Source organism: Vibrio sp. 1641 (genome assembly GCF_033339995.1).
Lineage (GTDB): Bacteria > Pseudomonadota > Gammaproteobacteria > Enterobacterales > Vibrionaceae > Vibrio > Vibrio alginolyticus.
Window position 1 is genome coordinate 1 of the sequence record NZ_JAWOVP010000219.1, and the last position, 658, is coordinate 658.

At 46.5% G+C, this 658-nt stretch carries 1 protein-coding gene; it reads left to right on the top strand.

All coding sequences use genetic code 11. The annotated features are described in order from the left end of the window. Positions 1-232: 232 nt before the first annotated feature. On the top strand, positions 233-658 hold a 426-nt coding region (locus tag R7Z47_RS25160; protein ID WP_318130804.1), incomplete at its 3' end, for an SDR family NAD(P)-dependent oxidoreductase.

Here is a 658-nt window from a genome sequence, read left to right on the forward strand (position 1 = left end):
TCATCATCTTCTCGGTTTAATTTAACTAAAGTCTGCATCTAAAATAAGGCTTTTTTGTAATTCTGTGGAAACGTTTACACAATTTGAATTCGATCACGGATCTGGATCGAGATTGGTTGCTAGACTTTTAGCCAGTTAAGAAATGGGCGTACCGATTCGATGCAATGGCGATTGGCTTTTAGCGCATCAGAGTGAGGTGTGAACAGAAAGCAGCAAACGTGGAGAAGCAAAAGTGAAAGTTCTTGTCACAGGCGGTATGGGATACATCGGTAGTCACACTTGCGTTCAGATGATTGAAGCGGGAATGGAACCTATCATCGTTGATAACTTGTGTAACGCCAAACTGGAAGTGTTAAACCGTATTGAAGCGCTGACTGGCAAACAGCCAGCGTTCCACCAAGGTGACGTCCGTGACGAAGCCTTTTTGGATGCGGTATTCGCGCAGCACGACATCCAAGCCGTGATCCACTTTGCTGGCCTCAAAGCGGTTGGCGAATCGGTGGCAAAACCACTTGAGTACTACGACAACAACGTCAATGGCTCATTGGTGTTAGCCCGCAGTATGCGTAAAGCGGGCGTGAAAAGCATCGTATTCAGTTCATCGGCAACGGTTTACGGTGACCCTGAAATAGTGCCGATTACGGAAGATTCACCAACA